The organism is Streptococcus agalactiae (assembly GCF_949788565.1).
Lineage (GTDB): Bacteria > Bacillota > Bacilli > Lactobacillales > Streptococcaceae > Streptococcus > Streptococcus agalactiae.
This window is the reverse complement of the sequence record NZ_OX460931.1, coordinates 1,698,979-1,713,063: the sequence shown is the minus strand read 5'-3', so window position 1 is coordinate 1,713,063 and position 14,085 is coordinate 1,698,979. Positions and strand designations below refer to the sequence as shown.

Sequence of the window (14,085 nt, the reverse complement as noted above, 5' to 3'; positions counted from 1 at the left end):
AAACACGTCTCTTTTAGAGCGTGTTTTTTAATGTGACTTAAGTCGTTTTAGCTATTTAATATAAGTTTTATATTATTTTAATACATCAAAAGTGAGAGAATAAAAGAAATAGCAGGCTATAAAGTATTACTAAGTAAAATTTTCTTTAATTCAAGGTTGTTTTTTTTATTATAAAATTTTACAATGGAAGTTATGAGTATATTTAGAAACAATTCCATATTATCCAGGAGGATTGTATGAAAAAAGAAAGTATATCTATTAAAGATATCTTGTGGTTTATTATTCCGTCGTTATTTGGAGTATTATTATTAATGACTCCATTTAAATATAATGGTATGACAACAGTAGCTGTCTCTGTAATCTCTAAGACAATTAATCAATGGATTAACGCTGTTTTTCCTATACATTATATTATTTTACTAATCATTTTTATTTCATGTGTGTTAGCACTTTGTTATCGTCTGTTTAGACCTAGCTTTATTGAAAAAAATGCCTTGCTAAAAGAAATTTCTGACATTACCATTTTCTGGTTGATTATTCGTTTGATCGGTTTGGCACTTGGTCTGATGACGGTTTTACATATTGGTCCTGAAATGGTATGGGGGAAAGAGACAGGCGGCCTTATCCTTTTTGATTTGATTGGTGGTTTGTTTACCATTTTCCTTGCTGCAGGTTTTATTCTTCCATTTTTGACAGAATTTGGTCTACTGGAGTTTGTTGGTGTCTTCTTAACCCCTATTATGCGTCCATTCTTTCAGCTACCTGGTCGGTCAGCAGTTAATTGTGTAGCCTCATTTGTAGGTGATGGTACTATTGGAATTGCTTTGACCGATAAGCAGTATGTTGAGGGTTATTATACCAGTAGAGAAGCTGCAACGATTTCCACTACTTTTTCAGCAGTATCAATCACTTTTTGTCTTGTTGTTTTGCAGAATGTTGGCTTAACTGATTATTTTGGCCATTTTTATCTAACAGTCATCATTAGCAGTGTTGTCTGTGCATTCATTATCCCTTATATCCCTCCCTTATCTCGTCAATCAAATAGTTATTACACTAAACCAAAGAAAGAAACATCTGAGGTAATTCCGGATGGTTATAACAAGATAGAGTGGGGACTTAAGCTTGCCATCGATAAATCAAAAGCAAATGGAAACATGAAGACTTTTGTCAATAATGCCTCTAAGACAGTACTTAGTTTATGGTTTGGCGTTATGCCAACAATTATGACTGTCGGAACAATAGCTTTGATTATTTCAGTATCAACACCTATTTTTAAAATTTTAGGTACACCATTCCTTCCATTCCTTGAACTTTTAGGGATTCCAGAAGCAGATATTGCGAGTCAAACCATGATTGTTGGTTTTTCAGATATGGTTGTTCCTTCGATAATGGCGGCTGAAATTCACAGTGAGATGACAAGGTTTATTGTCGCAACAGTTTCTATTGTGCAATTAATTTATATGTCTGAGACTGGTGCGGTGATATTAGGTTCCAAGATCCCTATCAACATTCTAGAATTATTTATCATTTTTATAGAGAGAACAATTATTTCATTACCTATTATTGTTTTGATGGCACATCTTTTCTTTTAGTTGGAGAAAATAGAGAAGCATTTCTTGCTAACAAATGAAACTATTTACTGAAAAAAGACAAATGAACTTGAAAGTATTTCTTGACAAGAGGCCTAAAATTGTTATAAAATAGTATGGTATGTTTAGTAACTGATCAAAATAGCCGGCTAAACGAATACGAAAATCTATCAGGAGGTATTCAACGTGAAACGTACTTATCAACCAAGTAAAATCCGTCGCCAACGTAAACACGGATTCCGTCACCGTATGTCAACTAAAAACGGACGTCGCGTGCTTGCTAGCCGCCGTCGTAAAGGACGTAAAGTGTTATCAGCTTAATATAGATAGCAAAATAATATCAAGCCAACAGGTACTCGAGTCTGGTGGCTTTTTTGGTACCTTCATAACGATAAAGGTTTTTGTGAGAGTAGCTTGAGTATATTATAGATAAAGTTAATGAAAAGTGAGTTTATAATGCGGAAATTCGTAGACAAATAACCCCTATTTTTGTTAAAATATGAGGAGATTTCTTATTGAGAAATATCTTTATAGCGAGTGATATTTTATTTTTTAGACGCTTGTATTATTGAAGTAGTTTAGTGACTTAGGAAATACTTTCATTAATATCGTTTTTTCAAGGTTATTTCAATTTTGCTAGTTTATACTATAATATATAAGGTAAGGTGACTAGAAAATGAGACTTCTTGTAGTTGAGGATGAAAAAAGTATAGCAGAGGCTATTCAGGCTTTATTGGCAGATAAAGGTTATTCTGTTGATTTAGTATTTGATGGAGATGACGGGTTAGAATACATTTTGACAGGTCTCTATGATTTAGTCTTGTTGGATATTATGTTACCCAAACGCTCAGGATTATCTGTTTTAAAAAGAGTGAGGGAAGCTGGTTTAGAAACCCCAATAATCTTTTTAACTGCAAAATCACAGACTTATGATAAAGTTAATGGTTTAGATTTAGGGGCAGATGATTATATCACAAAACCCTTTGAAGCAGATGAATTGCTAGCTAGAATTAGGCTGAGAACCAGACAATCTTCTCTGATCAGAGCAAATCAATTGCGGCTTGGAAATATAAGGCTTAACACAGATTCACATGAGCTAGAATCTAAAGAAAGTAGTGTAAAATTATCCAATAAAGAATTTCTCTTGATGGAAGTTTTTATGCGAAATGCAAAGCAGATTATTCCTAAAAATCAGTTGATTTCTAAGGTTTGGGGACCTTCAGACAATTCAGAATATAACCAGTTAGAAGTATTTATTTCTTTTTTGCGAAAAAAATTGCGCTTTTTAAAAGCAGACATTGAAATAATAACCACTAAGGGCTTTGGATATTCCTTGGAGGAGATGACATAATGTTTAGTGATTTACGCAAAAAATTTGTCTTTTTGACCATGTCAATCCTTATTGTCGTTGTTCTCTTTCTCTTTGCAGTGAGTAATCGCTACAATCAATATTGGGATGAATATGATGCATATAGGATTGTTAAATTAGTTGCCAAAAATGATTATTTAGGAATACCAGGCGATGAACCGATTGCTTTGGTGACTATAGATAACCAAAAGATGGTTAAGATTCAAAGCAATAATACTGATTTGACAAATGATGTTATCGAAAAATCTAGTTTGAAGTTCCTTGAGCAAGGAAAGAAGTCACGAAAATGGAAGTCTTTTATATATTCCATAAAAGAATATAAAGATAAAACTTACACCATAGCTATTATGGATTTGGCTAGTTATGAAGTCCCTTATGCAAGGCGTTTTCTAATTCTTGTTTTTACTATTTTTGGATTTTGTTTATTAGCAGCTGTAAGTCTTTATCTTTCTCGATTTATCGTAGGGCCTGTAGAGACAGAAATGACTCGCGAAAAACAGTTCGTTTCAGATGCGAGTCATGAGCTAAAGACCCCTATTGCAGCTATACGAGCTAACGTTCAGGTTCTGGAACAGCAAATTCCAGGGAATCGTTATCTGGATCATGTTGTTTCGGAGACTAAGCGAATGGAGTTTTTAATTGAAGATTTGCTTAATTTGTCTAGACTTGATGAAAAACGCTCCAAGGTAAATTTCAAAAAGTTAAACTTATCTGTCTTATGTCAAGAAGTACTTCTAACATATGAAAGTTTGGCATATGAAGAAGAAAAATGTTTAAATGATACGATTGAAGATGATGTCTGGATTGTTGGAGAAGAGAGTCAAATTAAGCAAATTTTAATAATTCTTTTGGATAATGCTATTAGGCATTCTTTGTCAAAATCAGAAATCCAGTTTAGTCTTAAACAGGCTCGAAGAAAAGCTATTCTGACAATATCAAATCCAAGTGCTATCTATTCCAAAGAGGTTATGGATAATCTCTTTGAGCGTTTTTATCAAGCTAAAGATGATCATGCAGATTCTCTCAGTTTTGGTCTAGGCTTATCTATTGCTAAGGCAATCGTGGAACGCCATAAGGGGAGAATTAGAGCATATCAAGAAAAAGACCAATTACGTCTTGAAGTCCAGTTACCAATTGATGGGTTTTGGACCAATACCATGATTAATTAAAGGAAGAATGATGAAACCATATTTATCTTTTATTGGTAGAACGTTATTATACTTCGGTATTTTATTGTTACTAATTTACTTTTTTGCATACCTTGGTCGCGGACAAGGCAGTTTTATTTATAATGAATTCTAGGAGATGGTACAAATGATACATGATATGATTAAAACAATTGAGCATTTTGCTGAGACACAAGCTGATTTTCCAGTGTATGATATTTTAGGGGAAGTCCATACTTATGGACAACTTAAAGTAGACTCTGACTCTCTAGCTGCTCATATTGATAGCCTAGGCCTTGTTGAAAAATCACCTGTCTTAGTATTCGGTGGTCAAGAATATGAAATGTTGGCGACATTTGTCGCTTTAACAAAGTCAGGGCATGCTTATATACCGGTTGACCAACACTCTGCTTTGGATAGAATACAGGCTATTATGACAGTTGCTCAACCAAGCCTTATCATTTCAATTGGTGAATTTCCTCTTGAAGTTGATAATGTCCCAATCCTAGACGTTTCTCAAGTTTCAGCTATTTTTGAAGAAAAGACTCCTTATGAGGTAACACATTCTGTTAAAGGTGATGATAATTACTATATTATTTTCACTTCAGGGACTACTGGTTTACCAAAAGGTGTGCAAATTTCACATGACAATTTATTGAGCTTTACAAATTGGATGATTTCTGATGATGAGTTTTCAGTTCCTGAAAGACCGCAAATGTTGGCGCAACCGCCATATTCATTTGACTTATCAGTTATGTATTGGGCACCAACACTAGCTATGGGAGGCACCCTGTTTGCCCTACCAAAAACAGTGGTTAATGATTTCAAAAAACTATTTGCTACCATTAATGAATTGCCAATACAGGTTTGGACTTCGACACCATCATTTGCTGATATGGCGCTACTATCTAACGATTTCAATTCAGAGACCTTGCCACAGTTAACACATTTTTATTTTGATGGGGAAGAGTTAACTGTCAAGACTGCACAAAAACTTCGTCAACGTTTTCCAAAAGCTCGTATCGTTAATGCATATGGGCCAACAGAAGCAACAGTTGCTCTATCCGCAGTAGCAATTACTGATGAAATGTTAGAAACATGCAAACGCCTTCCAATTGGTTACACTAAAGATGACTCACCAACGTATGTGATTGATGAAGAAGGTCATAAATTACCAAACGGAGAGCAAGGTGAAATCATTATTGCTGGACCAGCAGTATCAAAAGGCTATCTTAACAATCCAGAAAAGACAGCTGAGGCATTTTTCCAATTCGAAGGTCTACCTGCTTACCATACCGGTGACTTAGGAAGTATGACCGATGAAGGTCTTCTGCTTTACGGTGGGCGTATGGATTTCCAAATTAAATTTAACGGCTATCGTATTGAATTAGAAGATGTTTCTCAAAACTTAAACAAATCGCAGTATGTAAAATCAGCAGTAGCAGTGCCACGTTATAACAAGGATCATAAAGTTCAAAACTTATTAGCCTATATTGTCTTAAAAGAAGGTGTAAGAGATGATTTTGAACGTGATTTGGATTTGACAAAAGCAATTAAGGAAGACTTAAAGGACATTATGATGGATTACATGATGCCATCTAAATTTATCTATCGAGAAGATTTACCTTTGACACCAAATGGGAAAATTGATATCAAAGGTCTTATGAGCGAGGTAAACAAGTGATACAGGCATTTTTAGAAAAACTTCCTCACTTGGATGTTTATGGGAATCCACAATATTTCTTCTACCTTATCTTAGCTGTCCTACCAATTTACATCGGCTTATTCTTTAAGAAGCGTTTTGCCTTATATGAGATTATTTTTAGTCTAAGTTTTATTGTAATGATGTTGACTGGTAGTACTTTTAATCAATTGAAGTCACTATTGGCATACGTTGTCGGACAGTCTCTGCTAGTTTTTATCTATAAAGCTTACCGGAAACGATTTAATCATACTTTGGTCTTTTATGTAACGGTTTGTTTATCTATTTTTCCGCTATTTTTGGTAAAATTAATTCCAGCTATATCTGAGGATGGGCATCAGTCACTTTTTGGGTTTCTAGGAATTTCTTACCTTACTTTTAGAGCTGTTGCTATGATTATTGAAATGAGAGACGGTGTCTTGAAAGAATTTACTTTATGGGAATTCTTAAGATTTTTACTCTTCTTTCCAACTTTCTCAAGTGGACCAATTGATCGTTTTAAACGATTCAATGAGGATTACATTAATATCCCAGATCGAAACGAACTCCTAGATATGTTAGGTCAAGCGATTCATTATTTGATGTTAGGTTTTCTCTATAAGTTTATTTTAGCCTATATTTTTGGAAGTCTGATTATGCCTCCTCTAAAAGAATTAGCGCTAGAACAGGGTGGTGTGTTTAATTGGCCAACACTTGGGGTTATGTATGCCTTTGGTTTTGATTTGTTCTTTGATTTTGCAGGTTACACAATGTTTGCGTTGGCTATTTCTAACCTAATGGGGATTAAGTCTCCGATTAACTTTGACAAACCTTTCAAATCACGCGACCTAAAAGAATTTTGGAATAGATGGCATATGAGCCTTTCTTTCTGGTTTAGAGACTTTGTTTTCATGAGGCTTGTTAAGCTTTTAGTTAAAAATAAAGTTTTTAAAAACCGTAATGTTACTTCAAGTGTAGCTTATATTATCAATATGCTTCTTATGGGATTCTGGCATGGTTTAACTTGGTACTATATAGCCTATGGTCTCTTTCATGGGATCGGCCTAGTTATTAATGACGCTTGGGTACGTAAGAAGAAAAATATTAATAAAGAAAGAAGATTGGCTAAAAAACCACTTTTACCAGAAAACAAATGGACTTATGCTTTGGGTGTCTTCATCACCTTTAATGTAGTTATGTTTTCTTTCTTGATTTTTTCAGGATTTTTAGATCTTTTGTGGTTCCCACAACCGCATAACAAATAATAAGGAGTATTATAATGGATATTAAATCAGAAGTATTAGCAATTATTGATGACCTATTTATGGAGGATGTTTCTTCTATGATGGATGAAGACTTATTTGACGCAGGAGTTCTAGACAGCATGGGTACTGTTGAACTAATTGTTGAGTTGGAAAGCCACTTTAATATTGATATTCCGATTGCGGAATTTGGTCGTAATGACTGGAACACAGCTAATAAAATTGTTGCTGGAGTAACGGAGCTCTGCAATGCTTAAACGTCTAGGTAAAGTATTTGGACCTCTAGTTTGTGCTTTACTATTGTTGGTAGGATTATATCTTGTTTTTCCTGTTTCTCAGCCTCATCATTTAGGTAAGGAAAAAAACAGTGCAGTAGCGTTGACGAAGGCAGGTTTTAAAAGCAGAGTTCAAAAAGTTAGAGCTTTCAGTGATCCTAAAGCCAATTTTGTCCCTTTCTTTGGTTCAAGTGAGTGGTTAAGATTTGATGCAATGCATCCATCAGTTTTAGCAGAGGCTTACAAAAGGCCTTATATCCCATATCTTTTAGGTCAAAAAGGGGCGGCTTCTCTGACACAATACTATGGCATTCAACAGATTAAAGGACAAATCAAAAATAAAAAAGCTATCTATGTTATTTCTCCGCAATGGTTTGTTCGCAAGGGAGCCAACAAAGGTGCTTTTCAAAACTATTTCAGCAACGATCAAACCATTCGATTTTTGCAAAATCAAACAGGGACAACCTACGATAGGTATGCTGCTCGTCGATTGTTAAAATTATATCCTGAAGCTTCTATGTCAGATTTGATAGAAAAAGTTGCAGATGGCCAAAAACTATCAAATAAAGACAAACAAAGACTAAAGTTTAATGATTGGGTATTTGAGAAGACAGATGCTATTTTTAGCTATCTACCACTAGGAAAAACTTATAATCAGGCAATAATGCCTCATGTTGGTAAATTACCGAAAGCATTCTCATATAATCATTTATCGCGTATTGCATCACAAGATGCTAAAGTAGCAACGAGATCAAATCAATTTGGTATTGATGATCGCTTTTACCAAACAAGAATTAAAAAGCACTTAAAAAAATTGAAAGGGTCACAACGACATTTCAATTATACTAAGTCACCAGAATTTAATGATTTACAGTTGGTTCTTAATGAATTCTCAAAACAAAATACAGATGTCCTTTTTGTCATACCACCAGTAAATAAAAAGTGGACAGACTACACAGGGCTTGATCAAAAAATGTATCAAAAATCTGTAGAAAAAATAAAACACCAACTTCAAAGTCAAGGTTTCAATCATATCGCTGACCTTTCTCGAGATGGAGGTAAGCCATACTTTATGCAAGATACAATCCATTTAGGTTGGAATGGTTGGTTAGAGCTAGATAAGCATATCAATCCATTTTTAACAGAGGAAAACAGTAAGCCAAATTATCACATTAATAATAAATTTTTGAAGAAATCTTGGGCAAAATATACAGGACGTCCAAGTGATTACAAGTAAATAGTAGAGTCAGATGATTTATAGCATTAGAGCTATTAATCATCTTTTTTAATATCTTTGTATTTGGTAATCCTAAGATAACTAATCCATGTTTTATAGTTTTTCGTTTATAATGAGAATAAATTTATGATAAACTAGATATCAAATGAGTGTTATATGATAAAAGGAGGAGAGATGAAGTCAATAAAATTACTTAGTTTTATTGTAATAATCCTTTTAGGGCTTGGTTTCACTGTAGGAGGTTTAAAAGTGACTGAAAACAATAAACAACAAGAATTATGGGAAATAGCCAATAGCAAGGACGCTAAAAATGCTTATCAAAAGTGGATTTATGCAGAAGATAAAGACGCTTTCAAAGAGAATGCTGTTATTAAGTCGTATGATATTGACAAAGAAAGTATCAAAAAAAATCCTATGGGAGGGATTTCGGTAAGGTTAATCATTAATAAAGATCCTAACTTATATATTACTTGTAATTTGGATAAGGATAATCAAGGGCATTTGGTCAGTCAAAGTAGCCATCAATCTCCCCAGTTAACTCATTTATTGGAAAGTAGAGGTCATTAATGGAAAAAGTCTTGACTGATTTAGATAGGGTAAATATAGCGAAGCAAGAGTATGAATTAGGTAGCCAACTTGATACACTAGTCAAAATAATGAGCCAAGATAAGGTACTCCCCATCGGTAAAGTTGCTCACGTTCAAGATGGAGGCAAAGAAACTGGGGAACAAATTTATACCATCACTCCAAATGGAACTTTAGACAAGCCAGAGGATGTTAAGGAAGTTACGGTTTTATTTAAGGGGTCAACAGCACCATTTGGAGGAGATGATTGGAAAACAGACTGGTTTAAAAATGATATTCCAATAGCTAGTAAACTATTATTAAAGAAATTTGGTTCACAAAGTGTATCTCATAAACAAGGCACAAAGCAGTTAGAACAATCAGCTCATCTGCTAAAAGAAGTTATGAATAAATATCCTAACGCAAAAATTTCGGTCTACGGACACTCGTTAGGGTCAATGAATGCACAGTATGCTATTGCAGAATTGGATGATAATCAAATTTATCGAGTTCAAGGAGCTTGGATATATAACGGTCCAAACCTTTATAGTATTTTGACAGATAAACAAAAAGAACAGGTTGATAAAATAAAAGGGGTGGTCAATAATTATGTTGATTCCAAGGATAAAATTGGAATAGGTTATCCTAAAGAAGGAAGCGATAATGCTGTCGGAATTGTTAAAATAGTTGACAGTAAAGCTGTTTCAGGAGGTAGCTGGGTTGCTAATTTTACCAATCAACATATTTGGGGAGGCTACCAGTACAATCAAGATGGTTCTTTAAAATTAGCAGAAGATAAATTTGCTTACAAAGAAAACTATTCAGTAGTTCATACGAATGTGAATCAAAGAATGCATGCTATCAAAGCGAAACTTAGTAGCTTTAAAAGTACGGGAAAAGAAGTTAGTAAGAATCAAGCTATTTTCCTAGATAGTCAACAAGCAAAAGTGATTTCTAGTGGTTTGGTAACGATATCAAAAGAAGCAGTTGAAGAAGTTAAAAAAGTTGAGCAAAAAGCAGTTGCTAAAGCAGAAGAGCTTTATCAATCTTTAAAAGTAGCTCCTACAGGAGTTACTGAACTAAGTCCTCAAGAATTGGAAGAAGTGTATGCTCAGTCAGGTGTTAGCTATGCGAGCATTGTCGGAGAAGCTCAAACCTTTTTCTCAAATAAAATTCAAGCGGCAGAAAGCATTTCTCACGCTTACGTTGAATTAGAAAACCAAATTAATAAAGGGGTTGAAGCTATGTTGCAACAAGATAGTAACTTGTCAGGGGAGTTTAAACAATGGCACTGATTGATATCATTGAAAAACAATTAGCTGATACTCAGAGAAAAATATCAGATTTAGATGATGCCTATCACCATAGTTGTTGCCAGTTTGAAGAAAAATTAGACGATCTCTCAGTAAGAAAAAATAAGATTACTAATATGCTTCAAGAAACTTACGACGCTGTTGAATATGATTTGAGATATAGTAATGATAGCTCAGATATGATGACGCTCAATCGTATTTTAGATTCTTATCATGACGACTTAGAGCAAGCTTACCATAAAGAGTACTATGCCTTGTCCGCTCAAGAAGAAGAATATAGAGCTAACTATATTCGGCAACGTTCAGAACATGAACTAACCTTTGAAGAGTTGCAAAGGGAAAAGAAAAGAGAATTAATGAAGTAGGAGAAATTATTGAGTTTAATGTGGGATGTCCTGACTGGTAAGGAGTCAGTAAGGACTTTAAAAAAACAATTGGATAAAGAATTGATACATAGCGTGTACGCGCCACGCAAGAGATCTAAGTTTCACGATATTATTACGTTGCATCATAAAGAAATAGACGAAGTAGCCATCAACACAAAGACAGCTATTCATAAAGTTGCTAATCAATTGGACGAGGCAATAAAAGGAGAATTTCGTTCAAAGGTTGAGGAGGCTATTGAAAGCAATCAGCAAAAATATAATCATTTATAGTCTAGTTTCTCTACCATTAGCTAGACACTTGTAGAGGATTTTTACAGCAAGTATTCAAAAGTCAGAGCAAAAATGTTTTGACTTTTTTGATTTACTCTTTCTGATCAGAATGCTTCAGTCTTATGTTATAATAATAAAGATTAATGCTTGTAGCTACGATAAGCAAAGAAAGAACAGTGATATGATAAAAATATTTGATACCCATACCCACCTTAACGTGGAAAATTTTGAAGGAAAGATAGACGAGGAAATTAATTTAGCTAGCGAACTCGGTGTTATAAAAATGAATGTTGTCGGCTTTGACCAAGATACCATTTCAAAATCTTTGGAATTATCTTCCCAATATGCACAGGTATATAGCACAATAGGATGGCATCCAACTGAAGCTGGTTCTTATGATGATAATATTGAGTCAATGATTATCAGTCATTTAGAAAATCCCAAGGTTATTGCACTTGGTGAAATTGGTCTGGATTATTATTGGATGGAGGATCCCAAAGATATTCAGATCGAGGTGTTTAAGCGTCAAATTGAACTTTCAAAAGAGTATAACCTTCCTTTTGTCGTTCATACACGTGATGCGTTAGAAGACACTTATGAAGTCATTAAGGAATCTGGAGTTGGGCCTTTTGGTGGTATAATGCACTCTTTTTCTGGTTCTTTGGAAATGGCTCAGAAATTTATTGATTTAGGGATGATGATTTCCTTTTCTGGTGTTGTGACCTTTAAGAAGGCATTAGATGTACAAGAAGCTGCACGAGAGTTGCCATTAGATAAGATATTAGTGGAAACAGATGCTCCTTATTTGGCTCCTGTACCTAAAAGAGGTCGAGAAAACAAAACCGCTTATACGAGATATGTCGTTGAAAAAATAGCAGAGCTACGAGGCATAACTGTGGAAGAGGTAGCGGAGGCTACATACCAAAATGCAGTAAGGATATTTAGACTTGATGAAAAAAATTGATATTCAAGAAGTAATCGTTGTCGAAGGGAAAGATGATACTGCTAATCTGCGACGCTTTTACAATGTTGATACCTATGAAACTAGAGGTTCAGCAATTGATGAAGATGATTTAGAGCGTATCGAACGTTTGCACAATTTGCGGGGAGTTATCATCTTTACCGACCCAGATTATAATGGCGAGCGTATCCGAAAAATTATCATGAATGCCGTTCCGACAGTTCGCCATGCCTTTCTCAATCGAGACGAGGCAAAGCCAGGCTCAAAGACCAAGGGACGATCTCTGGGTGTCGAGCATGCCAGTTTTGAAGATTTGCAGAAGGCACTCTCAAAAGTGACTCAGCATTTCGATGATGAAGATCATTTCGATATCACCCAAGCAGACCTCATTCGTTGGGGATTCATTACTGCTAGCGATAGCCGAAAACGCCGTGAGTATCTTGGGAATCAACTCCGTATCGGCTACTCAAATGGTAAACAACTCCTCAAACGCCTCAGACTCTTCGGAGTGACCAAGGCAGAAGTTGAAGAGTGTATGGAGGGGTATTAATAGAAAAGGAGAAAAATAGTGGAGTATAATGTAACGGAAGCATTGACTAGAGCTGGGGTAGATTTAGCAACGCTTGCAGTCAAAGGGACTGCAACTATGGTAACCAGTAAAATTCAATCAATAAAGGATGTAAAAGATGCTGCAACATTGAGAGCTACTTATGATGATTTAATTAACGAATTATTAGCTGAACGGGAGCAAGCAATTCGCATTGCACAGTCATATAAAGAAGAGTATGAAAAAATTAATATAGATGATGAGGATATTGAATATCTATCCAATACTCTCGAGCAAGGAATCTCATTGTTATATAATTTTTCTAGTCTAAATGAGGAACAGGAACGAACAATGAAACAATTGGTTACATTATTGAATAAAGATACTTTAAAAACAATGCAGTTGATTGGATTTAATTATAAGCAAGCAATAGGAGAACCACTAACCGAAGCTTGTGCAACTGCAATTAAAAATAAGTTTATAACTCAGAATAGTAAAGGCAAAAGGAAGTAGTGGTATAATCCAGTTGTAATATCACAAATAGCCTCAAATGTTATTTCAAAAATGATCAATATTAAGAAATAGAGGAATTATGAGAATCGCAGATAAAACCGTTACCCGCGCTATTTTGGAGCGTCATGGGTTTACATTTAAGAAATCATTCGGTCAGAACTTTTTGACCGATACTAATATTTTACAGAAGATTGTTGACACGGCAGAGATTGACAAGGGTGTCAACGTGATTGAGATTGGTCCTGGTATCGGGGCTTTGACAGAGTTTTTGGCTGAGAATGCAGCTGAGGTAATGGCTTTTGAGATTGATGATCGTCTCATTCCTATCCTTGCTGATACGCTCCGCGATTTTGACAATGTCCAAGTGGTCAATAAGGATATCCTCAAGGCTGATTTGCAGACGCAAATTCAAGCCTTCAAGAATCCTGACCTGCCTATCAAGGTAGTAGCAAACTTACCTTACTACATCACAACACCAATCCTTATGCACTTGATTGAGAGTAAGATTCCTTTTGCGGAGTTTGTAGTCATGATGCAAAAAGAAGTGGCAGATCGTATTTCAGCTATGCCAAATACTAAAGCATACGGTTCTTTGTCAATCGCAGTGCAGTATTATATGACTGCCAAAGTATCATTTATCGTTCCGAGAACTGTTTTTGTTCCTGCTCCAAATGTAGATTCAGCTATTTTGAAAATGGTCCGTAGAGATCAACCAGTAGTGAGTGTTCAAGATGAGGATTTCTTTTTCAGAGTGTCAAAAGTAGCCTTCGTACATCGTCGTAAAACACTTTGGAATAATCTAACGAGTCATTTTGGAAAATCAGAAGATACTAAAGCAAAATTGGAAAAAGCATTAGAAATAGCAAAAATTAAGCCATCTATTCGCGGAGAAGCCTTATCTATCCCTGATTTTGCAAGTTTAGCGGATGCCTTGAAAGAGGTTGGGATATAA

17 protein-coding genes are annotated in these 14,085 nt (G+C 35.1%); all 17 read left to right on the top strand.

The window, feature by feature from the left end:
* Nucleotides 1-236 precede the first annotated feature (236 nt).
* The 17 genes from QOR44_RS08745 to rsmA all read left to right on the top strand — a co-directional run bounded on the left by QOR44_RS08745 (nucleotide 237) and on the right by rsmA (nucleotide 14,085).
* A complete protein-coding gene (locus QOR44_RS08745) occupies nucleotides 237-1,592 on the top strand; it encodes a YjiH family protein (protein ID WP_000712225.1) in 1,356 nt (451 codons plus the stop codon).
* Between the two features lie 183 nt (nucleotides 1,593-1,775).
* Entirely contained in the window at nucleotides 1,776-1,910 is a 135-nt protein-coding gene (gene rpmH, locus QOR44_RS08740) for a 50S ribosomal protein L34 (protein ID WP_000831903.1), read from the top strand.
* 355 nt (nucleotides 1,911-2,265) lie between these two features.
* A complete protein-coding gene (gene dltR, locus QOR44_RS08735; protein WP_001238601.1) occupies nucleotides 2,266-2,940 on the top strand; it encodes a two-component system response regulator DltR in 675 nt (224 codons plus the stop codon).
* The gene (gene dltS, locus QOR44_RS08730; RefSeq protein ID WP_000490527.1) at nucleotides 2,940-4,127 is read left to right on the top strand and encodes a two-component system sensor histidine kinase DltS; all 1,188 of its coding nucleotides are present in this window, start codon (nucleotides 2,940-2,942) and stop codon (nucleotides 4,125-4,127) included. Before dltR ends, dltS begins: the two co-directional genes overlap by 1 nt.
* A 10-nt stretch (nucleotides 4,128-4,137) precedes the next feature.
* The gene (locus QOR44_RS08725) at nucleotides 4,138-4,260 is read left to right on the top strand and encodes a teichoic acid D-Ala incorporation-associated protein DltX (RefSeq protein WP_000806141.1); all 123 of its coding nucleotides are present in this window, start codon (nucleotides 4,138-4,140) and stop codon (nucleotides 4,258-4,260) included.
* A 12-nt stretch (nucleotides 4,261-4,272) separates the two neighbouring features.
* On the top strand, nucleotides 4,273-5,808 hold the full coding sequence (gene dltA, locus QOR44_RS08720; protein WP_000581010.1) for a D-alanine--poly(phosphoribitol) ligase subunit DltA: 1,536 nt from the start codon (nucleotides 4,273-4,275) through the stop codon (nucleotides 5,806-5,808).
* On the top strand, nucleotides 5,805-7,070 hold the full coding sequence (gene dltB, locus QOR44_RS08715) for a D-alanyl-lipoteichoic acid biosynthesis protein DltB (RefSeq protein ID WP_000613595.1): 1,266 nt from the start codon (nucleotides 5,805-5,807) through the stop codon (nucleotides 7,068-7,070). The genes dltA and dltB overlap by 4 nt, the downstream gene beginning before the upstream one ends.
* 14 nt (nucleotides 7,071-7,084) lie before the next feature.
* Nucleotides 7,085-7,324 (top strand): D-alanine--poly(phosphoribitol) ligase subunit DltC, encoded by a 240-nt coding sequence (dltC, locus tag QOR44_RS08710; RefSeq protein ID WP_000351975.1) that lies wholly within the window; start codon nucleotides 7,085-7,087, stop codon nucleotides 7,322-7,324.
* Complete coding sequence (gene dltD, locus QOR44_RS08705) at nucleotides 7,317-8,579, top strand: D-alanyl-lipoteichoic acid biosynthesis protein DltD (protein ID WP_000919743.1); 1,263 nt, start codon at nucleotides 7,317-7,319, stop codon at nucleotides 8,577-8,579. Before dltC ends, dltD begins: the two co-directional genes overlap by 8 nt.
* A gap of 174 nt (nucleotides 8,580-8,753) precedes the next feature.
* Nucleotides 8,754-9,146, top strand: a complete 393-nt coding sequence (locus QOR44_RS08700; RefSeq protein WP_000835881.1) for a DUF1310 domain-containing protein — start codon at nucleotides 8,754-8,756, stop codon at nucleotides 9,144-9,146.
* A complete protein-coding gene (locus QOR44_RS08695) occupies nucleotides 9,146-10,438 on the top strand; it encodes an Mbeg1-like protein (protein WP_000416818.1) in 1,293 nt (430 codons plus the stop codon). Before QOR44_RS08700 ends, QOR44_RS08695 begins: the two co-directional genes overlap by 1 nt.
* Nucleotides 10,429-10,821: a hypothetical protein gene (locus QOR44_RS08690; RefSeq protein WP_001173857.1), complete on the top strand. Its 393-nt coding sequence runs from the start codon at nucleotides 10,429-10,431 to the stop codon at nucleotides 10,819-10,821. The genes QOR44_RS08695 and QOR44_RS08690 overlap by 10 nt, the downstream gene beginning before the upstream one ends.
* Before the next feature lie 9 nt (nucleotides 10,822-10,830).
* The gene (locus tag QOR44_RS08685; RefSeq protein ID WP_000055642.1) at nucleotides 10,831-11,112 is read left to right on the top strand and encodes a hypothetical protein; all 282 of its coding nucleotides are present in this window, start codon (nucleotides 10,831-10,833) and stop codon (nucleotides 11,110-11,112) included.
* A 181-nt stretch (nucleotides 11,113-11,293) separates the two neighbouring features.
* Complete coding sequence (locus QOR44_RS08680) at nucleotides 11,294-12,076, top strand: TatD family hydrolase (RefSeq protein WP_000590333.1); 783 nt, start codon at nucleotides 11,294-11,296, stop codon at nucleotides 12,074-12,076.
* The gene (gene rnmV / locus QOR44_RS08675; RefSeq protein WP_000717743.1) at nucleotides 12,063-12,623 is read left to right on the top strand and encodes a ribonuclease M5; all 561 of its coding nucleotides are present in this window, start codon (nucleotides 12,063-12,065) and stop codon (nucleotides 12,621-12,623) included. The genes QOR44_RS08680 and rnmV overlap by 14 nt, the downstream gene beginning before the upstream one ends.
* Before the next feature lie 18 nt (nucleotides 12,624-12,641).
* Nucleotides 12,642-13,133 carry a hypothetical protein gene (locus QOR44_RS08670; RefSeq protein ID WP_000456289.1) on the top strand — a complete coding sequence of 164 codons (492 nt, stop codon included), beginning with the start codon at nucleotides 12,642-12,644 and terminating at the stop codon, nucleotides 13,131-13,133.
* Nucleotides 13,134-13,212: 79 nt separating this feature from the next.
* Nucleotides 13,213-14,085, top strand: coding sequence for a 16S rRNA (adenine(1518)-N(6)/adenine(1519)-N(6))-dimethyltransferase RsmA (gene rsmA / locus QOR44_RS08665; protein ID WP_001216823.1), 873 nt, complete (start codon nucleotides 13,213-13,215; stop codon nucleotides 14,083-14,085).